The sequence below is a fragment of the Alistipes intestinihominis genome, from assembly GCF_040095975.1.
Taxonomy (GTDB): domain Bacteria; phylum Bacteroidota; class Bacteroidia; order Bacteroidales; family Rikenellaceae; genus Alistipes; species Alistipes senegalensis.
The window spans coordinates 82,368-103,761 of the sequence record NZ_JBBMFL010000014.1 but is presented as its reverse complement, the minus strand read 5'-3'; the positions used below and the strand labels follow the sequence as shown (position 1 = coordinate 103,761).

At 59.8% G+C, this 21,394-nt stretch carries 21 protein-coding genes; 15 read left to right on the top strand and 6 right to left on the bottom strand.

The features are described 5' to 3' along the window. Positions 1 to 2 precede the first annotated feature (2 nt). Positions 3 to 797 carry an LPS export ABC transporter ATP-binding protein gene (lptB, locus tag WMO46_RS11750; RefSeq protein ID WP_019151072.1) on the bottom strand — a complete coding sequence of 265 codons (795 nt, stop codon included), beginning with the start codon at positions 795 to 797 and terminating at the stop codon, positions 3 to 5. A 110-nt stretch (positions 798 to 907) separates the two neighbouring features. On the opposite strand from lptB, the gene recQ reads away from it, so the two are divergent. From recQ to rsmA, 5 genes are all read left to right on the top strand, one after another. Further along, entirely contained in the window at positions 908 to 3,100 is a 2,193-nt protein-coding gene (recQ, locus tag WMO46_RS11745) for a DNA helicase RecQ (RefSeq protein ID WP_129651774.1), read from the top strand. Between the two features lie 59 nt (positions 3,101 to 3,159). Continuing rightward, positions 3,160 to 3,357: a hypothetical protein gene (locus WMO46_RS11740; protein ID WP_227901118.1), complete on the top strand. Its 198-nt coding sequence runs from the start codon at positions 3,160 to 3,162 to the stop codon at positions 3,355 to 3,357. A 4-nt stretch (positions 3,358 to 3,361) separates the two neighbouring features. Continuing rightward, entirely contained in the window at positions 3,362 to 3,559 is a 198-nt protein-coding gene (locus WMO46_RS11735) for a hypothetical protein (protein ID WP_129651775.1), read from the top strand. 1 nt (position 3,560) lies between these two features. After that, positions 3,561 to 3,800 carry a hypothetical protein gene (locus tag WMO46_RS11730; RefSeq protein WP_019151068.1) on the top strand — a complete coding sequence of 80 codons (240 nt, stop codon included), beginning with the start codon at positions 3,561 to 3,563 and terminating at the stop codon, positions 3,798 to 3,800. 173 nt (positions 3,801 to 3,973) lie between these two features. Further along, on the top strand, positions 3,974 to 4,762 hold the full coding sequence (gene rsmA, locus WMO46_RS11725; RefSeq protein ID WP_019151067.1) for a 16S rRNA (adenine(1518)-N(6)/adenine(1519)-N(6))-dimethyltransferase RsmA: 789 nt from the start codon (positions 3,974 to 3,976) through the stop codon (positions 4,760 to 4,762). Here the strand turns inward: rsmA and WMO46_RS11720 are convergent. After that, positions 4,731 to 5,999, bottom strand: coding sequence for a M16 family metallopeptidase (locus tag WMO46_RS11720; RefSeq protein WP_278965033.1), 1,269 nt, complete (start codon positions 5,997 to 5,999; stop codon positions 4,731 to 4,733). The genes rsmA and WMO46_RS11720 overlap by 32 nt on opposite strands. After that, complete coding sequence (locus WMO46_RS11715; protein ID WP_278965035.1) at positions 5,996 to 7,234, bottom strand: M16 family metallopeptidase; 1,239 nt, start codon at positions 7,232 to 7,234, stop codon at positions 5,996 to 5,998. The genes WMO46_RS11720 and WMO46_RS11715 overlap by 4 nt, the downstream gene beginning before the upstream one ends. A gap of 911 nt (positions 7,235 to 8,145) precedes the next feature. Here WMO46_RS11715 and nifJ point away from each other — a divergent pair. The 3 genes from nifJ (at position 8,146) to WMO46_RS11700 (ending at position 13,359) form a co-directional block, all read left to right on the top strand. Next, the gene (gene nifJ, locus WMO46_RS11710; RefSeq protein ID WP_281717620.1) at positions 8,146 to 11,679 is read left to right on the top strand and encodes a pyruvate:ferredoxin (flavodoxin) oxidoreductase; all 3,534 of its coding nucleotides are present in this window, start codon (positions 8,146 to 8,148) and stop codon (positions 11,677 to 11,679) included. 208 nt (positions 11,680 to 11,887) lie between these two features. Then, positions 11,888 to 12,769, top strand: a complete 882-nt coding sequence (locus WMO46_RS11705; protein WP_019151063.1) for a hypothetical protein — start codon at positions 11,888 to 11,890, stop codon at positions 12,767 to 12,769. 158 nt (positions 12,770 to 12,927) lie between these two features. Beyond that, on the top strand, positions 12,928 to 13,359 hold the full coding sequence (locus tag WMO46_RS11700; protein ID WP_019151062.1) for an META domain-containing protein: 432 nt from the start codon (positions 12,928 to 12,930) through the stop codon (positions 13,357 to 13,359). Positions 13,360 to 13,494: 135 nt separating this feature from the next. Here the strand turns inward: WMO46_RS11700 and rpmA are convergent, their stop codons facing one another. Together rpmA and rplU are read right to left on the bottom strand one after the other, a co-directional pair. After that, on the bottom strand, positions 13,495 to 13,755 hold the full coding sequence (rpmA, locus tag WMO46_RS11695) for a 50S ribosomal protein L27 (protein WP_015546708.1): 261 nt from the start codon (positions 13,753 to 13,755) through the stop codon (positions 13,495 to 13,497). Positions 13,756 to 13,776: 21 nt separating this feature from the next. Beyond that, the gene (gene rplU / locus WMO46_RS11690) at positions 13,777 to 14,088 is read right to left on the bottom strand and encodes a 50S ribosomal protein L21 (RefSeq protein WP_019151061.1); all 312 of its coding nucleotides are present in this window, start codon (positions 14,086 to 14,088) and stop codon (positions 13,777 to 13,779) included. Between the two features lie 154 nt (positions 14,089 to 14,242). On the opposite strand from rplU, the gene WMO46_RS11685 reads away from it, so the two are divergent. The 4 genes from WMO46_RS11685 to WMO46_RS11670 all read left to right on the top strand — a co-directional run bounded on the left by WMO46_RS11685 (position 14,243) and on the right by WMO46_RS11670 (position 17,400). Continuing rightward, positions 14,243 to 14,611, top strand: coding sequence for a response regulator (locus tag WMO46_RS11685; RefSeq protein WP_026076595.1), 369 nt, complete (start codon positions 14,243 to 14,245; stop codon positions 14,609 to 14,611). After that, positions 14,608 to 15,552, top strand: a complete 945-nt coding sequence (locus WMO46_RS11680; protein WP_349094413.1) for a hypothetical protein — start codon at positions 14,608 to 14,610, stop codon at positions 15,550 to 15,552. Before WMO46_RS11685 ends, WMO46_RS11680 begins: the two co-directional genes overlap by 4 nt. After that, positions 15,549 to 16,469 carry a hypothetical protein gene (locus WMO46_RS11675; protein WP_349094412.1) on the top strand — a complete coding sequence of 307 codons (921 nt, stop codon included), beginning with the start codon at positions 15,549 to 15,551 and terminating at the stop codon, positions 16,467 to 16,469. Before WMO46_RS11680 ends, WMO46_RS11675 begins: the two co-directional genes overlap by 4 nt. An 85-nt stretch (positions 16,470 to 16,554) precedes the next feature. Next, the gene (locus WMO46_RS11670; protein WP_276761857.1) at positions 16,555 to 17,400 is read left to right on the top strand and encodes a 3'(2'),5'-bisphosphate nucleotidase CysQ family protein; all 846 of its coding nucleotides are present in this window, start codon (positions 16,555 to 16,557) and stop codon (positions 17,398 to 17,400) included. A 48-nt stretch (positions 17,401 to 17,448) separates the two neighbouring features. On the opposite strand, the gene WMO46_RS11665 is transcribed toward WMO46_RS11670, so the two are convergent. Continuing rightward, positions 17,449 to 17,715 (bottom strand): hypothetical protein, encoded by a 267-nt coding sequence (locus tag WMO46_RS11665; RefSeq protein ID WP_278963574.1) that lies wholly within the window; start codon positions 17,713 to 17,715, stop codon positions 17,449 to 17,451. Positions 17,716 to 17,848: 133 nt separating this feature from the next. On the opposite strand from WMO46_RS11665, the gene trkA reads away from it, so the two are divergent. The 3 genes from trkA to WMO46_RS11650 all read left to right on the top strand — a co-directional run bounded on the left by trkA (position 17,849) and on the right by WMO46_RS11650 (position 21,394). Next, positions 17,849 to 19,186: a Trk system potassium transporter TrkA gene (gene trkA / locus WMO46_RS11660; protein WP_019151055.1), complete on the top strand. Its 1,338-nt coding sequence runs from the start codon at positions 17,849 to 17,851 to the stop codon at positions 19,184 to 19,186. An 88-nt stretch (positions 19,187 to 19,274) separates the two neighbouring features. Further along, a complete protein-coding gene (locus WMO46_RS11655; RefSeq protein WP_019151054.1) occupies positions 19,275 to 20,759 on the top strand; it encodes a GH3 auxin-responsive promoter family protein in 1,485 nt (494 codons plus the stop codon). Between the two features lie 17 nt (positions 20,760 to 20,776). Further along, entirely contained in the window at positions 20,777 to 21,394 is a 618-nt protein-coding gene (locus WMO46_RS11650) for a deoxynucleoside kinase (RefSeq protein ID WP_019151053.1), read from the top strand.

Below are 21,394 nucleotides of genomic sequence, written 5' to 3'. Positions count from 1 at the left end.
AATTACTCCTTCGTCTCCTGTCCTTTGCGGTTTTTCATCTCCTGGGTGAGCTGGTGGCTCTTCTTGAGCTCGAAATGCTGCCCGAGGTAGACCTTGCGGACCATCGGGTCGGCGGCCAGCTCCTCGGCCGTACCGGTTTTCAGAATCTTGCCCTCGTAGAGCAGGTAGGTGCGGTCGGTGATGGCCAGCGTTTCATCGACGTTGTGGTCGGTGATGATCACGCCGATGTTCTTGTGTTTGAGTGTCGCCACGATCGACTGGATGTCCTCCACGGCGATCGGGTCCACGCCGGCGAACGGTTCGTCCAAAAGAATGAAGGCCGGGTTGATGGCCACCGCGCGCGCGATCTCCGTGCGCCGCCGCTCGCCGCCCGAGAGCTGGATGCCGAGGCTCTTGCGCACCTTTTGCAGGCGGAACTCCTCGATCAGCGCCTCGACCCGTTCGGCCTGGTACTCCTTCGAGTAGGAGGTCATCTCCAGCACCGCGCGGATGTTGTCCTCGACCGAGAGGCGGCGGAACACCGACGCCTCCTGGGCCAGATAGCCCACGCCTAACTGGGCGCGGCGGTAGACCGGGAAATCGGTCAGCTCGGTGGCCTCTCCTTCGTCGCTTTCGAGGAAGATGCGTCCTTCGTTGGGCTTGATGAGTCCGACGATCATGTAGAACGTAGTGGTCTTGCCGGCTCCGTTGGGGCCCAGCAGTCCGACGATCTCGCCCTGGTTGACATCGATTGACACGTGGTCCACGACCGTGCGGGCCTTGTATTTTTTTACGAGTTCACTGGTGTAAAGACGCATTGCGTATCGGCGATAAAATTTTTTACAAAGTTATGCTTTTTTCCGAAAAGTTTTTTATCTTTACATTGAATTTTCCGATTTATAAAAGATTAAAGCAGACAAACGGCGAAATGAAACAATTCGATTCATCCCTGTTGCATGACAAGCTGAAAGAGTATTTCGGCTTTTCGTCGTTCAAGGGGAACCAGGAAGCGGTGATCCGCAACGTGCTGGAAGGCAAGGATACCTTCGTGCTGATGCCCACGGGCGGCGGCAAGTCGTTGTGCTATCAGTTGCCGGCGCTTCTGATGGACGGGGTCGCCATCGTCATCTCGCCGCTGATCGCCCTGATGAAGAACCAGGTCGATGCGATGAGGACCTTCTCGGCCGAGTCGGGGATCGCGCATTTCCTCAATTCGTCGCTCAACAAGACCGCCGTGGCGCAGGTCCGCGCCGACGTGCTCGCCGGGAAGACCAAACTGCTCTATTTCGCCCCCGAGTCGCTCACCAAGGAGGACAACGTGGCGTTCCTGCATAAAATAAAGGTGTCGTTCTATGCCATCGACGAGGCGCATTGCATCTCGGAGTGGGGCCACGATTTCCGCCCCGAGTACCGCCGCATCCGACCGATCATCAACGAGATCGGCACGGCGCCGCTGATCGCCCTCACGGCCACGGCCACGCCCAAGGTGCAGATGGACATCCAGAAGAACCTCGGGATGTCCGACGCTTCGGTCTTCAAGTCGTCGTTCAACCGTCCGAACCTCTACTACGAGATCCGTCCCAAGCGCAACGTCGATCACGACATCATCCGCTTCATCAAGCAGAACGAGGGCAAGAGCGGCATCATCTACTGCCTGAGCCGCAAGAAGGTCGAGGAGCTCACCGAACTGCTGGTGGCCAACGGCATCCGCGCGCGGGCCTACCACGCCGGGATGGACGCCGCGACGCGCGCCGCCAACCAGGACGATTTCCTGATGGAGCGCGTCGAGGTGATCGTCGCCACGATCGCCTTCGGCATGGGCATCGACAAGCCCGACGTGCGCTACGTCATCCATTATGACATCCCCAAGTCGCTGGAGGGGTATTATCAGGAGACGGGCCGCGCCGGCCGTGACGGCGGCGAGGGCCACTGTCTGACCTTTTACAGCTACAAGGATATTCAGAAACTCGAAAAGTTCATGCAGGGCAAGCCCATCGCCGAGCAGGAGATCGGCAAACTGCTGCTGCTGGAGACGGTCTCCTATGCCGAGAGTTCGATGTGCCGCCGCAAGACGCTGCTGCACTATTTCGGCGAGGACTACACCGAGGACAATTGCGGCAACTGCGACAACTGCCGCGACCCGAAGCCGAAGATCGACGCCCGTGCGGCGCTCAAAATGGCCCTCGAAGCCCTGCGCGACATCGGCGACAAGTTCAAGGCCGATTATCTCGTCAACGTGCTGGTGGGCAAGACCACGGCGCTGATCAAGAGCTACGGCCACAACAAGTCGAAATGGTTCGGGGCCGGCGCCGACCACGACGCCCGCTTCTGGGGCGCGGTGCTGCGGCAGGCGCTGATTCTGGGGCTCGTGGACAAGAATATCGAGAATTACGGCCTCATTTCGATCAACAAGAAAGGCGAGGGGTATATCGCCCTGCCGTTCCCGGTGACCGTGACCCTCGACCACGATTACGACGAGGAGGAGAAGGAGGCCGAGTCCGTGGCCCCGATGGGCAAGGGCGGAGCCGCCGACGAGGAGCTGTTCTCGATGCTCAAGGACCTGCGGAAGAAGGTGGCCAAGCAGCACGGGCTGCCGCCGTTCGTCATCTTCCAGGACCCGTCGCTGGAAGACATGGCCGTGCAGTACCCGATCACCATCGAGGAGATGCAGAACATCACGGGCGTGGGCGTGGGCAAGGCCCGCAAGTTCGGCGAGGAGTTCGTCAAACTCATCAAAGCCTACGTCGAGGAGAAGGAGATCATCCGTCCGCAGGACATGGTCGTCAAGGGCGTGGCCAGCAAGTCGGGCAACAAGATCTTCATCATCCAGTCGATCGACCGCAAGATGGATTTCGAGGACATCGCACGGGCCAAGGACCTCGATTTCGACGAACTGCTCACCGAGATCGAAGGTATCGTCAATTCGGGTACGAAACTCGACATCTCCTATTACCTGAAGGGGTTCATGGACGAGGACAAGATCGAGGATATTTACCTCTATTTCAAGGAGGACGCCGAGAGCGATTCGCTCGACGCGGCCATCGAGGAGCTGGGGGCGGACTATACCGAGGAGGAGATTCGCCTCGTGCGCATCAAGTTCATGTGCGAACAGGGAAACTGATCGGACAGCATACAACCTATATTTAGATGCCTATGAACAAGAAAACTTTTACTTTAGCCGTGATTTTTCTGATTTGCGCGCTGGGGTGGCTCGGAGCCAATGTCTATTGGCGCGTGACGCGCTCCAATTGTGTGAATGTGTTCGATCTGGTCGTGGGCGTGCTGTTCGTCGCGGCCGGAATCGGAATGGTTTACAACGAAATGAAAAAGAAAAGGTGCCGCCATCTCGACGAGGTGAACCGGCATCAGATTCCGTAGCCGGATGCGTGCGATAGACCGTTTTCAGGCGATTATGGCCGCTGTTTTCTTCGTCGCTGCGGTCACCGCGTCGTGGCGTGTGGCCGTCGCCGGCGGCCGGGACATCTGGTATGTTCCGCTGCTGTTGGCCGTCGCCTCGGCCCTGATGACCCTCGGAGCGCTCCGGCACCGGAAAAACAGACATGCTCAAAACGAGGATTGATATGAAGAACAATCTTATGCAGCTCGTGCGCCTGGTGGCGATGGTGCTGGCTGTCGCGGGCATCATCTATGCCCTCGAATTCATGGAGCGCGGCATTGCCGTGTGGTTTTGGATCACGCTGTTGGGCGTGGGATTCGTGGGATTGCTCTATACGTTCCGCCTGACGCAGCGGCGTGCGGCCCGTGCCCGGCGCGAGCAGGAGCGCCTCGAAAAGAAGCGCAGCCGCCGCAGGAGACGCTGAGGCACTCCGCAGGACGGATTTTCGGGGGCGTATGGCGATGACGGCGGCGACGGTTCGTGCTTCCGGTGCCGCGACGACGCCTTTGACTGTCGGAAAGTTTTGCCGGACTCTGTGCGATTCGGTTTTGTCCCGTCCGGTTTTTTGCTACCTTTGTATCCTGTTTGAAAGGAATTATGACGGAAGTAAGGGCTAAAAAGGCGCTGGGACAGCATTTTCTCACCGACCTGAACATTGCGCGCAAGATCTGCGACTCGCTTTCGGGCGGCACCTCCTCTGCGCCGTGCCCGGTGCTGGAAGTGGGGTGCGGCATGGGCGTGCTGACGCAGTTTCTGCTGCGCCGCGGCGATATAGTGACGTGGGGCGCCGAGATCGACTCGGAGAGCGTCGCCTACCTCCACGCACACTACCCGGAGTTCTCGCCGCGGCTGATCGAGGGCGATTTCCTGCGGATGGACCTCCGCGAACGCTTTCCCGAAGGGCTGCGGATCATCGGCAATTTCCCTTACAACATCTCGTCCCAGATTTTCTTCAAGGTGCTGGAAAACCGCGACCTCGTGCCCGAATGCGTCGGCATGATTCAGAAAGAGGTCGCCGTGCGGCTGGCCGAGCCTCCCGGATCGAAGGAATACGGCATCCTCTCGGTGCTCTTGCAGGCGTGGTACGACATTGAATATCTCTTCACCGTCAACGAGACGGTTTTCAATCCGCCCCCGAAGGTCAAGAGCGCCGTCATCCGCCTGCGCCGCAACGCCACGGAGCGCCTGGGGTGCGACGAGCCGCTGTTCGTCAAGGTGGTGAAAGCCTCCTTCGGCCAGCGGCGCAAGATGATCCGCAACTCGCTGAAATCCGTGTTCGGCGACTTCGGCGGTGCCGAACATCCCTTCTTCACCCGGCGCGCCGAGCAGCTCTCGGTGGCCGATTTCGTGGAGCTTACGAATTGGGTTGCCGCGCACCGGCAATAACCGTCACCAAATCCTCTTTCGCCAGGTATTTTCGGGCCAGCCGTTGTACGTCGGCGGGCGTCATTTGCCGGATGCGGCGGATGTTTTCGCCGATCACCGTGTTGTCCGTGCCGCAGAGGATGTTCTCGATCGTCACGTCGGCGATGCCGAACGGTCCGTCGAGAATGCGCATCATCTCGCCCGTCATCATGTTCTTCACCAACGCCAGCTCCTTTTCGGGCATCGGCTCCGTGCGGAGGCGTTCGATCTCCTTGCAGATCTCCTGCAAAGCCTCCTGCGTGACGCCGGTTCCGACCTGCGCCGCCACGGCGAAATAGCCCTCGCGCTCGAAATTGACCATCGCGGACACCACGCCGTAGGTGTATCCGTGCTCTTCGCGCAGGTTCTGCATCAGCCGCGACCCGAAGTATCCGCCCAGTGCCGTCGCCACGACCTGCATGCCCACGAAATCGGGATGCTGGCGCGGGAACAGCAGGCGTCCCAGCCGCAGCGACGACTGCACCGCTCCGGGATGCTCGACGAACGCCGTGTGCGTGGTCTCGGGCGCCGGGAACCGGATCGCCGTTTCGGCCTCCCCGTGGGGGAGCTGCGCCGCGAGGGCCCCGACGGCCTGCAATTCGTGCTCCCCGATGCGGCCGCTGCATACGACGAAACAGTTCTCGGCGGTGTAGAACCTCCGGTGGAAATCGGCCACGGCTTCGCGCGTGAGGTTGTCGTATTCGCGTTCGTCCGACGAGATGCCGTAGGGGTGGTGCGCCCCGAACAGCGCCCGGGCGAAGGCTTCGCGGGCCTCGACATCGACTTTCGTGCGGTCGATCGCCAGCCGTTGTTTGCGTTTGGCGGCGTAGGTGCGCAGCTCCTCTTCGGGGAATACGGGGCGGAGCAGAATCTCTTCCGCCACGGCGAGCGTCCGGTCGAAGAATTTCGAGAGGGTGGCGAAATTGATATAGGCGTAGTCGCGGTCGATGTTGACATCGTACCACGAGCCGTAGTAGTCGAGTTGTTCGGCGATCTCGCGGGCCGTCATGTCGCGCGTGCCTTCGGCGAGCAGATTGGCCGCCGCCGATGCCGAGAAGGGCACCTGCTGGAGTGCCGATCCGGCCCGGAAAACGAACGAGATGCGCAGCACTTCGAACTCCTCCGAAGCGAGCGTGTAGAGAGCGACGCCGTTGGGCAGCAGCGTCTTTGCGGCCTCGGCGACCTCGACCTCCGAGGGGGTTATGCGGGGTTGTGTCATTTTTTCGTGTTGTAAATGAGTGTGGAACTGTTTTCGGGCCGGAACGTGCGGCTGCTGAACGAACGGATGTCGTCGTCGCCGACGGCGCGGTAGAGGCCGACCTCGCGGTTGATCAGGGCGAGGTCGCCCAGCATCTCGTAGAATCCGAGGTTCATCGCCTTGTTCATGACGTTCAGTTCGCCGAAGAGCGTGTTGGCTTCGAACTTGTTCTTGACTTTTTCGATCTCGCGGGCGGCCGCGGATGCGGTTTGCAGGGTTTCGATCTCCTCGCGGAACGCCGCTTCGGCCTCTCCGGGCGTCACGCCCGGAAGCAGCTGGCCCGTGAAGACGAACAGCCCCGGGTCCACGTCGCCCGTGACATAGGCGTTGACGCTCGACAGCAATCGGCGTTCCTTGACCAGATGCGTGTAGAGCCGCCCCGAGTCGCCTCCCGCCAGCAGGTCCGAAACCAGGTCGGCCGTGTAGAATCCGGCGTCCGTGCGCCCGCCCATGTGGTAGGCCACGGTGACGGTCGGCGCCGGCACGTCGCGTTCGACCTCCTCGCGGCGCGCTTCGGTCTGTGCGGGTTCCTGCGGGATCGGCGCGGCGTCTGCCGGGCGGTCGGCGAGGGGTGCGAACCACTTTTCGGCCAGTTCCAGCATCCGTTCCTCCTCGATGTCCGCCGAGATCGACAGCACGGCGTTCGACGGACGGTAGTGGGTGCGGTAAAAAGCCTCCACATCCTCCAGCGTGGCTTCGGCGATATGGTCCGTCGTGAGGCCGATAGCCGCCCAGCGGTAGGGATGGACTTTGTAGGCCAGCCCCCGCAGCAGCATCGTCTGGTCGCCGTAGGGCTGGTTGAGGTAGCGTTGGCGGAACTCTTCGATCACCACCTTCTTTTCGGCTTCGAGCTTCGCGGGGGTGATGTCGAGCCCCTCCATGCGGTCGCTTTCCAGCCAGAGGGCCGTTTCGAGGTTGTCCTTCGGGAGCGTGATGTAGAAATCGGTATAGTCGTTGTTCGTGAAGGCGTTGTTGTCGCCCGAGGCCATCTGCACCGGGAGGTCGAAGTTGGGGATTTCGCGCGTGCCGCGGAACATGAGGTGTTCGAACAGGTGGGCGAATCCCGTGCGCCGGGGATCTTCGTTGCGCGCTCCGACCTTGTAGAGGATGTTCACGGCGGCGAGTTTCGAGGCCCGGTCGCGGTTGACGACGACGGTGAGGCCGTTCGGCAGTATTTTCTTAGTGTATGGAATCATAATTTACAAAAGTACAAAAAAGCAGGAACGAGTGCAAAACCGGGTTGCGTGCGGTTCGTCAAAACGTCCCGACCGGTAAAAGTGCCGTTACGACACCGAAAGTACAAAAAAGCGGGGACGAGTGCAAAACCGGGTTGCGTGCGGTTCGTCAAAACGTCCCGACCGGTAAAAGTGCCGTTACGGCACCAAAGGTAATAAAAATACCGGACTGAGGACAGGTTCAAATTGCGTGCAGTTTTTCAAAAAGCAGCGGCGGGGAGCACAAGTGACGCCTCATTGTTTTCAGAAAAATGGATTCGGTGACTATGAAGAAGTTTGGGATGTAGAGAATCCATCGCTCCCGCCGCTGCATGTTTTTCATTCATGACCGGCAGAAACGAGAAGAGTGCTGCCGACAGTCTGGCTCCTGCGGCTCTGGTAAGCCTGTAAACCCTTCGCATCAGCACGCACCCTTAGGTACGATCATCGTGGGTTTACAAAAATTTACCAGATTTCAGGAGCCCCAATACAATCGTCTTTTATATCCGATTATTCAAGAACGGTTGCGGATAACGGAATATCGCGCGGACAAAGTTAACAATTTTTCCGGACATGAACGCTGCTGATCCGAAAGTCCTATTTTTAGGTCCGTATTTTGCGTCGGACTCCGGTTTCCGGTGTGCGCTCCGGGTTAACGCGCTATCGGATAGAACGTTCGTCAACTCAGTGATTTTCCGCGACTTTTCTGTTAGCTAAATAACAGATTGATTGTTATTTCAATAACATTCGAAAAGGTAAAAATTTACACTTTTTTGTGAAAAAATCGACATCGTTTTTCGGTCGAAATTCGTATCTTTGCATCGCTCGTTTGTCCGGGCTGTGTCTGAATCGTTAGGAAATGCACACAAATATCATCTAAAATTTCAACTAAAATGGCAGAAAAGAAATTTATCACCTGTGATGGTAACTACGCTGCGGCCCATGTGGCTTATATGTTCTCGGAAGTCGCAGCCATCTATCCCATCACGCCGTCATCGACGATGGCCGAACTCGTGGACGAGTGGGCTGCCCAGGGACGTAAAAATATTTTCGGCGAGACCGTCAAGGTCGTTGAAATGCAGTCGGAGGCCGGCGCTGCCGGCGCCGTGCACGGATCGCTGCAAAGCGGTGCCCTGACTTCGACTTTCACGGCCTCGCAGGGCCTGCTGCTGATGGTCCCCAACATGTATAAGATCTCGGGCGAGCTGCTCCCGGGCGTGTTCCACGTTTCGGCGCGTGCGCTGGCCGCACAGTCGCTGTCGATCTTCGGCGACCATCAGGACGTGATGGCCACGCGCCAGACCGGATTCGCCATGCTGGCCACCTCGTCGGTGCAGGAGGTCATGGACCTCGCCGGCGTCGCACACCTCGTGTCGCTGAAATCGCGCGTGCCGTTCCTGCACTTCTTCGACGGCTTCCGCACGTCGCACGAGATTCAGAAAATCGAGCTCATCGACGAAGCCGCGCTGACGGCCATGCTCGACCGCGACGCTCTGAAAGCGTTCCGCAACCGGGCCCTGAACCCCGAGCACCCCGTGACCCGCGGTACGGCCCAGAACCCCGACATCTACTTCCAGACGCGCGAGGCTTCGAACAAGTTCTACGACGCCGTGCCCGACATGGTGGCCGACACCATGAAGGAGATTTCGAAGATCACCGGCCGCGACTACAAGCCGTTCGTCTATTACGGTGCCGAGGATGCCGAGAACATCGTCGTTGCGATGGGTTCGGTGACCGAGACTCTCAAGGAGACGGTCGATTACCTGACGGCCAAAGGCGAGAAGGTGGGTGTCGTCACCGTGCACCTCTACCGTCCGTTCTCGGTGAAATACCTGATGGCGGTGCTTCCCGAGAGCGTGAAGCGCATCTGCGTGCTCGACCGCACGAAGGAGCCGGGAGCCAACGGCGATCCCCTCTACCTGGATGTCGTCGAGGCGTTCGCAACCTGCCCGTGCGACAAGAAACCGCTCATCATCGGCGGCCGCTACGGACTTTCGTCGAAGGACACCACCCCGGCGCAGATGCTGGCCGTGTTCGAGAACCTGAAGATGAACGAGCCCAAGAATCAGTTCACGGTGGGTATCGTGGACGACGTGACGTTCCGTTCGCTGCCCGTCGGCGAGGAGATTTCGCTGGCGAAGCCCGGCACGTTCGAGGCGCTCTTCTTCGGTCTGGGCGCCGACGGTACGGTGGGTGCCAACAAGAACTCGATCAAGATCATCGGCGGCACGACCGACAAGTACTGCCAGGCTTATTTCTCCTATGACTCGAAGAAATCGGGCGGTTACACCTCGTCGCACCTGCGTTTCGGCGACCTGCCCATCACGTCGCCCTATCTGGTGACCACCCCCGACTTCGTGGCCTGCCACGTTCCCTCGTACGTTGACAAGTACGACGTGCTGAAGGGCCTGAAGGCCGGCGGTTCGTTCCTGCTGAACTCGGTGCACGACGCCGAGACCACCTGCGCGACGCTGCCCGACCACATGAAGGTCTTCCTCGCCAAGAACAAGATCAACTTCTATATCATCAACGCTACGAAGATCGCCGCCGAACTGGGTCTGGGTTCGCGTACGAACACCATCATGCAGTCGGCGTTCTTCAAGATCGCCAACGTCATCCCGTTCGACAAGGCTGTCGAGGAGATGAAGAAGGCCATCCTCAAATCCTACGGAAAGAAGGGCGAGGACATCGTCAACATGAACTATGCGGCCGTCGATGCCGGCGGCAACGCCGTCGTGAAGATCGACGTTCCCGCCGAGTGGGCTTCGATCGAGGACAAGGGCTTCGAACACGCTTCGAACGCCTCGTATCCGGAGTTCGTGCGCAAGATCGTCGAGCCGATCAACGGCCTGAAAGGCGACATGCTGCCCGTTTCGGCCTTCAACGGCCGTGAGGACGGCACGTGGGACAACGGCACGGCCGCTTACGAGAAGCGCGGCATCGCCGTCAACGTTCCCGAGTGGAAGATCGAGAACTGTATCCAGTGCAACCAGTGCGCCTATGTCTGCCCCCACGCCGTGATCCGTCCGTTCCTCGCCACCGAGGAGGAGGCCGCCGCTTCGGGCGTGGATTGGAAGCAGGGCCTGGGCGAAACCAAGGAGTACAAGTTCCGCATCCAGATCTCGCCGCTCGACTGTACGGGCTGCTCGAACTGCGTCGATGTCTGCCCCGCCAAGGAGAAGGCGCTCGTCATGCGTCCGCTGGAGGAGCAGATGCCTCAGCAGAAGAACTGGGACTACATCACCAAGCATATCGGCTACAAGCAGGTCGTGGACAAGACCAAGTCGGTCAAGAACCTGCAATTCGCACAGCCGCTGTTCGAGTTCTCGGGCGCCTGCGCCGGCTGCGGCGAAACCCCTTATATCAAGGCAATTTCGCAGCTCTTCGGTGACAAGATGATGGTCGCCAACGCCACGGGATGTACCTCGATCTATTCGGGTTCGGCTCCCTCGACGCCCTACTGCACCAACGCGGAGGGCCACGGTCCCGCATGGGCCAACTCGCTCTTCGAGGACAACGCCGAGTTCGGTTTGGGTATGCACGTCGGTGTGGAGAAACTCCGCGACCGCATCCAGCTGGCGATGGAGGATGCCATTGCCAACTGCGCGAAGTGCTCCGACGAGCTGAAAGGCGTGATGAAGGAGTGGATCGAGAACCGCGGTTCGTCGGCCAAGTCGGCCGAGGTTACGGCGCGCCTGATTCCTCTGATGGAGGCTTGCGGCTGCGACGCCTGCAAGAAGATTCTCGAACACAAGGAGTGGCTCGTGAAGAAGTCGCAGTGGATCATCGGCGGCGACGGCTGGGGCTACGACATCGGTTACGGCGGTGTGGATCATGTGCTGGCTTCGGGTCAGGATGTGAACATCCTCGTCGTGGACACCGAGGTTTACTCCAACACCGGCGGCCAGTCGTCGAAATCGACCCCCGTGGGCGCCGTCGCCAAGTTCGCATCGAGCGGCAAGCGCATCCGCAAGAAGGACCTCGGCGCAATGGCCATGACCTACGGTTATGTCTATGTGGCCCAGGTTTCGATCGGCGCTTCGCAGCAGCAGCTGTTCAACGTGCTGAAGGAGGCCGAGGCCTATCCCGGACCTTCGCTCGTGATCGCCTATGCCCCGTGTATCAACCACGGCATCAAAGGCGGCATGACCCGCACGCAGACCGTCGGCAAGGAGGCTGTGGCCTGCGGTTACTGGCACCTGTGGCACTACAACCCGATGCTCGAAGAGCAGGGCAAGAATCCGTTCGTGCTGGATTCGAAGGAGCCCGATTGGTCGAAGTTCCGCGAATTCCTGATGAAGGAGGTTCGTTACACCTCGCTCCAGAAGTCGTTCCCCGCCGAGGCCGACGAGTTGTTCGCCGCTGCCGAGGAGAACGCCAAGTGGCGTTACAACGGCTATGTCCGTCTTTCGAAGATGGAGTTCTGATATCTCCATTAAATAATAGGTGAAAGCCGCGGCAGCAATGCCGCGGCTTTTTTTGCGCCGGCGGCCTGTTTTCGGCTTCCGGCAAAAAGGTTCGTGATGAAAACCTTCCGTTTCGTTGTCGCTTTCCCCCCCCCGATTGAATTTATTTGCCCGTAATGGTCCCGAAAGGTAATTTTACGGCGCAAATTGAATTCTAATACACCTTATTATGAAAAGACTTTTCACACGCGCAGCGATGCTGCTGACCGTTGCCGCGACGGCATTTACCTTTACCGCATGCAACGACGACAATGACGGTCCCGAACCGTTCAAATCCGAACTGATCGGCAGCTACAAACCGACTCCCGTCACGATGACCATTCCCGATGTGGTCGATGATCCTTCGGATTTTTATTTCATCCTGCTCCCGACGTGGTCCGATCCGGAGAATATCCCTGGCATCGACATGTCGGAGTCGATGGGGATGCCTGCCGGTTCCTTCGTTATGCCGATGAACACGATTTGCGGTTTGATTCAGAGTATGGCATCTGCCATCGTCAAAGGCGGTCTGGATCAGTTGGACCTCGGCAACGACGGTTCGTTCGGCGCGAATTACTACGATCTGGTCATCAAAACGGACGGAAGCGGGGAGCCGGATATCATCAGCTCGCTGATGGACCCCACTTTCGGGACCGAACTGAAAACTTTCCCCGGTGCCGCTACTGCCGAACTGCTTCCCGAAGGGGCGCTGGGCTATTACACGAAGAATTCCCGCTTCTATTTCACGATCAGCAAGGATTTCCTGAAAGGAGTGTCTGCCGAACTTGACGTGCTGTCGATCGTTGACGAGATGATCAAAACCTATAAGCTCGATATCGTCTCGACGGACGCTTATTACGGAATTCCTTTGAAATACAGCGTCAAGGACGGCGTGACCAAACTCTATGTCGATCGTGCGATGATCCTCTCTTTCCGCGGGGTGCTCGATATGGTGTTCTCGCTGCTCGGCGACGATGCCGCGTTCATGGGCGTCAAACTCGGAGATATCGTCAATAAGGTTCTCGACAACACGACGGAACTGGAGATAGCTCTTCCCCTGAAGCGTATCTGATCGGCCGCCTGCCGATACGGTAACGGTCCGGATTTTCCGGGCCGTTTTTTGTGCCGTTCGGACCGATGATTTGGACGCCGGCCGGAAAATTGCTATCTTTACTGCTGAAACGCGTTTGGCGTATAAATTGCTCGGAACGGAGAATAATTTATAATGATATGATGAAAAAGATTTTCGCAGCCGCTGTGCTGCTCGGAACGATGACCGCCTGCGGCGGCTCGCAGCAGAAAGCCCTGCCGTTGGAGGGTACCCAATGGAAACTCGCCAGGATGGAGGCCATTCCCGCGAAGGCCGTCGCCGCCGAGGCCGATTTCTTCACCCTGGAATTCAACGCTGCCGATACGATGGTGGCCGGACGCACCAACTGCAACCGTTTCTTCGGCAAATACGAACTGAAAGGACAGAAGCTGTCGTTCGGAAACTTGGGCATGACCCGGATGGCCTGCCCCGACATGCAGTACGAAGATGCTTTCGTGAAGATGCTCGACGAAGTGGACAGCTATGCGATCGAAGGTTCGGAGCTGAAATTCTACGACGACAAGAAGGTCGTCGCCGAGTTCCGCGCCGTGCCCGCCCCGGCCAAGAAGTAACCGTCCGGATTCGTCCGGCGAATGAACCCGCCTCCGGAATGACCGGAGGCGGGTTTTGGTTTTGCCTAACCGCCCCGAAAAGGAAACGGCCTCCCGATTTCGGGAGGCCGTTTCCTTATGCTCTTGACGCTGTGCTTATTCGCTCAGCGGAGATACGCTTACATACGATTTGCCTTCGCCTTTCTTGCAGAACTCCACGGTTCCGTCTACGAGAGCGAAGAGCGTGTGGTCCTTGCCCATGCCTACGTTTTCGCCGGCATTGTGCACCGTTCCGCGCTGACGAACGATAATGTTGCCCGCCTTTGCGAACTGACCGCCGAACAGTTTGATGCCGAGTCGCTTGCTTTCCGACTCACGGCCGTTCTTCGAACTACCTACACCTTTCTTGTGTGCCATGTTGATTCAGTTTATAAAGGTTTATGCAACGATTTCCTCGACGAGAATCTGGGTGAGGTACTGGCGATGGCCGTTGCACTTCTGGTATCCCGTGCGACGTTTTTTCTTGAACACCAGAACCTTGTCATCTTTCAGATGCTTCAGGATCTTGCACTTCACTGCGGCGCCTTTCACTACAGGTGCGCCGACTTTGACCTGACCGTCGTTGTCTGTGAGCAGGACCTTGTCGAAACTTACGGACGAATTTTCCTCGCCCGGAAGACGGTGGACATAAAGTTTCCGACCTTTCTCAGCCTTAAATTGCTGACCTGCAATCTCTACTATAACGTACATTGAATTCGGTTATGTATTTGAACATAAATTCGGAGTGCAAATATACGCATATTTATCTTATAAACAACACGTCCGGCAATTTTTTTTGTCCGCACGGCGTTCTGGCACGATTTTGGGCGCGCCATTCCCGGCCGGCAAAGCCGGCATGACGCCCATGCACCGAATATTGATCGTATCCGAAGAGGAGTTTCTGAGCGATGTGATCCGCCTGTCGCTGGCCGACATGCGGACCGACGTGCGCTGTGTGTCGGGGGTGGCCGCGATGGAACGTCTGTCGCGGCGCATGCTTTTCGACCTGGTGATCGTCGTGGGCACGTCGCTTTTCTTTTCGGGCTGCGATGTGGTCCGCCTCCTGCGTCCTCCGGGACTGCGGAGGCCGTTGGTCTACGTCGTGGCGTGGCAGCAGGCCGAGCAGTCGGTGCTGAGCCTGCTGGAATGCGGCGTCGATCAGTATCTGACCTTTCCCGTGAGCTTGCAGCGGCTGCGGACGAAGGTCGCCAACGAATTGGACCGCCAGTTATGACCGAACGACTTCTGATCGCCTATACGGCGCTTGCGGCACTCGCCACGGCCGCATTGCTCGCGGCATTGTGCATCTCGGAGCTTCGCACCCGCCGCCGGAGCGGCCGCGATACCGTGCTGAGAAGCAGATACCTGCGCATTCTGATGCTTTACCTGCTTTCGGGCGCAGGCCCCGTGCCGCGCTTCCCGATGATCCGCCGTGCCGGGGCGCGGCGCCTGCTGGCCGAGACCGTCGCCGGACTGACGGGCGTGACCTGCGGACTCGATGCCGCGCCTCTGCGGCGCGTCGTCGCGGCATACGGCCTCGACTGCTGGCTGCTGGGCCGCATCCGTCTCGCCTCCGGATGCCGCCGGGCCCGTGGGCTGATGCTGCTGGCCCGTCTGCCGCTCGACGAAGCCGTGGCAGCCCGGGCGGCGCGTTACGTTCGGAGCCGCAACCGCTGGGTCCGCTTCCAGGCGTTGATGGTGCAGCTGTCGGCCGACCCTTCGACGGCCCTGCGGCTGATGGCCGAATATCCCGCGCCCTTTTCGGCCTGCGAGGTGGGGGAGATTCTGATCCTGTTGCGGCGCGGCATGCTGCCGATCGCCTACGGACCGCTCGTGGAGTCGCCCTGCCGCAACTTGCGGATCGTGGGGCTGGGCATCGTGCGGCAGTTCGGCATTGAGGAGGCCGAGCGGCAGTTGCTGCGCATCGTCGCCGGGGACGACGCGCCGGAGCTGGGACGCGAGGCGCTCTATACGCTCTGCACCCTGCGGCGTCCGCTGACGCGCCGCCGCGTCGGCCGCCGCCTGACCGCCATGAGCCCCACCGAACGCAAGGCCCTGATGCGCTACATGGCTGCCGAAGGGTACTCTCCGGGACTTCTCCGCCGGCTTTTCGACGCCCGCGAACGCAGCTACTGCGAATCGCTCGTGCAATCCTATAAACGTTCCCTGGCATGAAACTTTTTCTACTTCTGTTTTTCGTCGTCGCGGCGGGGTGCGCCTGTGCATTGCTGCTGGCCGTCCTGCGGGCGCGGGACCGGCGTCTGCTGGTCGCCGCTGCGCGCACCGCGTACAGCGACGCTCCCGACGGCATCGGCATCTCGGTCCTTTGCAGCGGCGTGACCGACCCCGCGCAGCTCGAAAACCTGCTTTCGCCCGAATACTCCCGCTACGAAGTGGTCGTCGTGCTCGACTCCCGGCGTCAGGCTGCGGAGTTCGGGGCGCTGGTCGCCCGCTACCGCATGATCCGCGTCGAGTGGACCTTCGCGGGGGAGCTGGAGGTTACGGGGGTGCGGGCGCTGGGGCGTTCGCGCAAGCGGTGCTTCCGGCGGCTGGTGCTTGTCGATCGCGTGTTCGACGGTGCTGCGGGCGATCTCGACGCGGCCGCCGCCGTGGCCACCTACGACTACCTGCTTCCCGTCGGCAGGGGGCAATGCCTGCTTCCCGGGACCGTCGAACGCCTCGTCGCGGAACTGGGCTCCGAACTGCCCGGATCGCTCGACCTCGTGCGCTCGCATCTGGGCGAACCCGCCGCGCTCCTGAGCCGCGAGGCGCTGGTCGCCGCGGGCGGCTTCGGAATGCGGCCTCTGCGGGGGATTCCCCGCAGCCGGCGGCGGACTCTTTGGGAACCGCTGCTAGCGCCGTCCGAAGCCCGACGGAGCCTGTCCCGGAGGTGGCTTTTCCTGCCGGCGCTGCTGCTGGCCGCGGCGTTCGGCCTGTCGGTCGCCGCAGGACGGTGGACGGCTGCGGCCGCCGTCGTGACCGCCGCGCTGGTGTGGGCTGCCGCCGCATGCGTCTCGCGGGCCGTCTCTGGAGAGGCTTGGTCCGGACTCCGGCGTTTCATACCAATACGGCGTATTTTCCGTTACTATTAAGGACCCGAAATATTTCACCATATCATAAATTCTTGTTACCTTTACCATGACAATAAAAGTATCCGACCCCAAAATAAGAGTTTCGATGATTAACGACAAGGTGAGAATGTATCTGCTGCCGCCTCTGTTCAACGCAGCGGTCCGAGCCGGAGCTTCGATAATGAACGTATACAAGAACCTCGACGATTACGATATAAGCCTCAAGGAAGATAAAACCCCGATCACGGTGGCCGACCGCGTGGCTCACAAGACCATCCGCGAATACCTCGGCACCACGCGCATTCCGGTCCTTTCGGAGGAGGGCCGGGAGATGCGCTACGAAGAGCGCCGCAACTGGGAGCTTTACTGGCTGGTCGATCCGCTGGACGGCACGGTCGAATTCATCAAGGGCAACAACGAATTCACGGTGAACATCGCCCTGATGGAGAACAACGTCTGCATGGGGGCAGTCATCTATGTTCCCTATTTCGAAAAGATGTATGTCGCGGGGCGCGGCGGGGGCGCCTTCCTCAAAGAGCGCATCGCGCCCGACGCGGCGGCGGCCTTCACCTACGACGAGATCGTGCAGGACTGGACGCCTCTGCCGCTCGCATCCGAGATGAACCACGGACATCCGGTCGTGGCCGTGTCGCGGTCGCACCAGACCCCCGAGACCCACGAGCACATCGCACGCCTGCGCGAAACGCATCCCGATCTGGAGATCGTGGAGCAGGGGAGTTCCTACAAATTCTGCCTGCTGGCCGAGGGACGGGTCGATTACTACGTCCGCACGACGCACACCTACGAATGGGACACCGCGGCCGGGGAGCTGATTCTCGCCGAAGCCGGCGGAAGCACGCGCACGCTGCCCGGCGGCGGGGAGCTGCTCTACAACGAACCGGACCTCCGCAACCCGTGGTTCGTCTGCCGGTCGAAATTCTGCAAGCTGTGAAAAACGAGGAGCCCGGGCGGGGCTCCTCTCCTGTTTCCGCGCGAGGCGCTATTTTCCCGCCTCGTGGGACTCGATGTCGCACGCCCCGCAGTTGCCCGAACAGCCCGCGGGCTGCCCGTCGGCGCAGTCGGAGCTGCCGTCCGCCTCGCGGGTTTCGTGCACGGCGCATTTGATGCCCAGCCGCTGCATGTTCTTGTTGGTCGATATTTCGGAGTCGATGTGGTGGCCCTTGATCATCAGGGTCAGCGACATGCCGACGACGAACAGCCCGACGGCCGCGACGGCACACAGTATGACGATTAACCAGGTCGGCATGGGATTCAGTTTTTTAGTGCCCGAAATTTGGGGTTTCCGGGACAAATGTATACATTTGTAAGATAAATTGCAAAAATGTTGCCCGTACGTTCGGGACCGGGCGTATGGAGCGCAACCCAATAATGTTGTATCTATGAAAATCGTGATAGCGGGTGCGGGCGAGATGGGCAGCCACCTGGCGCGGATGCTCAGCGGAAACGGCCACGACATTACCGTCATCGACGGCGATCAGAAGCTGCTTTCCGAAGTGAGCAGCCTGGCCGACGTGATTACGGTCGAGGGCGATTCGACGATCTTCGCCGTGCTGCGCAAGGCTTCGGTGCGCAAATGCGACCTGTTCATCGCCGTCAACCACGAGGAGAACGCCAATGTCGTGGCGGCGATGCTGGCCAAGAAGCTCGGGGCCAAGAAATCCATCGCCCGCATCGACAACAACGAATACCTCGAACCCAACAACAAGGAGATGTTCATCGACATGGGCATCGACTACCTGTTCTATCCCGAGAAGGTCGCGGCCCGCGAGGTCATCAACTTGCTGGGACACACTTCGACCACGGAATACGTCGATTTTTCGAGCGGCAAGCTCTCGTTGGTGGTTTTCCGCCTCGAACCGGCCTCGCCGCTGGTGGGGCAGGTGCTCACGGGCTTCGCCGACGAAACGCCGCTGAGCTATCGCACGGTGGCTATCACGCGCGGCGGACAGACGATCATCCCCCGTGAGGGCGAGCAGTTCATGGAGGGCGACACGGTCTATGTCATCGCCCGGCAGGACGCCGTCCGGGAGGTGATGGAGTTCTCGGGAAAGTCCAACATCGAGATCAAGAACATGATGATCCTCGGCGGTTCGCGCATCGGCATCCGCATCGCCACGGAGTTGCAGGACGAGGTGAACATCAAATTGGTGGACTACAATGCCGACAAAGCCTACCGGCTGGCCGAGATGCTCGACAAGACGCTGATAATCAACGAGGACGGGCGCAATACGGAGGCCATGATGGAGGAGGGGCTCGCCAATATGGACGCCTTCGTGGCCGTCACGGGCCGCAGCGAGACCAACATTCTGGCGGCGATGCTCGCCAAGCGCATGGGGGTCAAGAAGGTCATCGCGGAGGTCGAGAACATGAACTACATCAACCTCGCCGAGTCGATCGGCATCGACACGATCATCAACAAGAAGCTGGTGACGGCGTCGAATATCTTCCGCTTCACGATGTCAACCGACGTACAGGCCATCAAGTGCCTGACGGGCAGCGACGCCGAGGTGCTGGAGTTCATCGTGAAGCCCAACTCCCCGGCCACGAAGTCCCGGATCAAGGACCTCGGGCTGCCCGAGGATACGATCATCGGCGGCATCGTCCGCGGTGACAAGGTCTTCATCGCGGTGGACAACATGGAAATAAACCCCTACGACCGGGTGGTGGTCTTCGCCATGCCGGGTGCCGTGGGGAAAGTGGGATATTACTTTAACTAAAAATTAAGAATTAAAAATGGCCAATGCAAGTTGCAGGCAAATTTTCAATTCTTAATTTTTCATTTTTAATTTTTAATTGCGTAGCGAAATGTCTTTCCGCAGTGTAATTCTCAGGGCGTGGTTTTCGCAGCGCGAACGGTCGATCGACCGGTTCCGCCGCCGGCCCGTCGAAACGCAGGAACGGATGTTCCGCCGGCTGTTGCGCCGGGGGCGGCTGACGGAGTTCGGCGACCGCTACGACCTGCGGCATATCCGCTCGGTGGAGCAGTTCCAGTCGCAGGTCGAGACCTTCGACTACGAGACCTTCAAACCCTACGTCGAACGGATGATGGAGGGGGTGCGGAGCGTCGCCTACCCGGGCCGGGTGTCGCTGTTCGCCCGTTCGTCGGGCACCACCTCGGACCGGAGCAAATATATCCCCGTGACGATGGAGTCGCTGTGGTGGAATCATACGCTGGGCATGCGCGACGTGGCGACGGTCTTTTCGGCCAACTATCCGAAGTCGCGGGTTTTCGAGGGCAAGACCCTGACGCTGGGCGGTTCGTGCAGCCGCGAGGGGCGCAACCTGGTGGGGGACCTCTCGGCGCTGCTGATCCACGAGACGACGTTTTGGAGCGGCTGGTTCCGGGCCCCGCGGACCGAGACGGCGATCATTCCGGATTTCGACGAGAAGGTCGAGGCGATCTGCCGCGAGTGCGTCGGCGAACGGATCACGGCCTTTGCAGGCGTGCCGTCGTGGAATCTGGCGATGATGCGCCGCGTGCTGGAATACACCGGCAAACGGAATCTGCTGGAGGTGTGGCCCGATCTGGAGATGTTCGCCCACGGGGGCGTGGAGTTCGCGCCCTACCGGGCGTCGTTCGAGGAGCTGATCCCCTCGGAGCGGATGAAATACATGGAGACCTACAACGCCTCGGAGGGTTTTTTCGCTATGGCCGACGATCCCGCGCGCAGCGACATGCTGCTGATGCTCGACTACGGCACCTTCTTCGAGTTCCGCAGCGGGACGCAGATCGTGCCGCTGGAGGGCGTGGAGTGCGGGAAGGTCTACGCCGTGCTCATCACGTCGAACAACGGACTGTGGCGTTACGAGATCGGCGATACGGTGGAGTTCACCTCGACGAATCCCTACCGCATCCGTTTCGCGGGCCGCACGCGGCAGTATATCAATGTCTTCGGCGAGGAGCTGATCGTCGATAACGCCGAGCGCGCCCTGCTGGCGGCCTGCCGCAGGACCGGGGCCGCGGTGAGCGAATACAGCGTCGCGCCGTGCTACATGTCGCTGCGCGAACGCGGAGCCCACGAGTGGATAGTGGAGTTCGAACGCGAGCCCGACAGCCTCGAACGTTTCGCCGGGGTGCTGGACGAGGAGCTGCGGGCCGTCAATTCGGACTACGACGCCAAGCGCCGGACCACGCTCGAACGCCAGCGTCTGACGGTGGCGGAGCGCGGGACGTTCCTCGCGTGGATGCGTGCGCGGGGCAAGAACAAGGTGCCGCGGCTCGTGAACGACCGCCGTGTGGCCGACGACCTGGCGGCTTTCCGGGCGGAGCCGGCGGGAACGGAGAGATAAACAAATACCTATACTATATGTACATAGCCATAGCCGGAAACATCGGGAGCGGGAAAACCACGCTGACCCAGATTCTCACGAAGCGCTACGACGCCAAGTGTTATCTCGAAGAGTGCGACAACCCCTACATCGGCGATTTCTACGAGGACATGAACCGCTGGGCGTTCAATCTCCAGATCTCGTTCCTCGGGAGCCGCATCCAGCAGACGATGGACATGCTGGCCGACTGCCGTTCGGGGGTGATCTTCCAGGACCGCACGATCTACGAGGATGCGCACATCTTCGCCGACAACCTGCATGAAATGGGGCTGATGGCCACGCGTGATATCGAGACCTACATGAAAATCTTCCGGCTGGTGACGACGCTCATCCCCAAGCCCGACCTGCTGATCTACCTCAAGGCGAGCGTTCCGACGCTCATCTCGCAGATCCGCAAGCGCGGCCGGGAGTATGAGATGAATATCGACGAACTGTATCTCAAACGCCTGAACGACAAGTACAACCATTGGATCGACCACATTTACGGGGGCGAGGTGCTCGTCGTGGACAAGGATCATGAGGATTTCGTGTCGAATCCGGACGTGCTGGAGAAGATCTGCGCGCGGCTCGATGCGATCAAGGCCCGAAAACGCTGA